Origin of the sequence: Streptomyces sp. SID14478 (assembly GCF_010548525.1) — a bacterium.
Classification (GTDB): domain Bacteria; phylum Actinomycetota; class Actinomycetes; order Streptomycetales; family Streptomycetaceae; genus Streptomyces.
This window is the reverse complement of the sequence record NZ_JAAGMG010001096.1, coordinates 1-651: the sequence shown is the minus strand read 5'-3', so window position 1 is coordinate 651 and position 651 is coordinate 1. Positions and strand designations below refer to the sequence as shown.

Below are 651 nucleotides of genomic sequence, written 5' to 3'. Positions count from 1 at the left end.
CGGCCAGCTCCTCCGCTTCCGTCGCGGCCTTCTCCAGCGCGTCCTGCGCCTTGGCCGCGGCGGCGGCGCTGCGCTCGGCCTCGCCTGCGGCCCCCCGGGCCTGCCCCGCGAGCCGCCCGAGCTGCTGGGCCCGGCCCGACCGCTCCCGCTCTATGGCGCGCTGGCGCTGCCCATATTCCTCGACGAGCGCGGCGCACTCCCCGCGCCGCTCGACGGCCACGTGCTGCGCCTCGGCCAACTCCTCGCACTGCGCGGCCAGTTGCTCCAGCTCCGCGGCGGCCTCGTCGACGGAGGCCTGCACTTCGAGAAGGCTGGGCGCCCCGGCGGAACCGCCCTGCGCGTAGTGCGCCCCGAGCAGGTCCCCCTCGGCGGTCACCGCGGTCAGCTCGGGCCGCGCGTAGACCAGGTCCTCGGCGTCCTCCAGGGTGCCCACGACCACGATGCCACGCAGCAGATGCCGCACGGCAGGCATCAACTCGGCCGGTCCGCGCACCAGTTCGGCCGCATAGGGCGGGCTGCTCGGCGACTGCCGCGCCGACTCCGGGGCCGCCTCCCCCGCCAGCAGGAGCGCCGCCCGGCCCGCGTCCTGCTTGCGCAGCAGCCGAATGGCGTCCGCGGCGGAGGCGGGCGTGGTCACGGCGACGGCATCGG

The 651-nt window shown here is 77.3% G+C and carries 1 pseudogene; it reads right to left on the bottom strand.

The features are described from left to right. Window positions 1-651: pseudogene (locus G3I40_RS35480) on the bottom strand (chromosome segregation protein SMC); the annotation flags it as partial.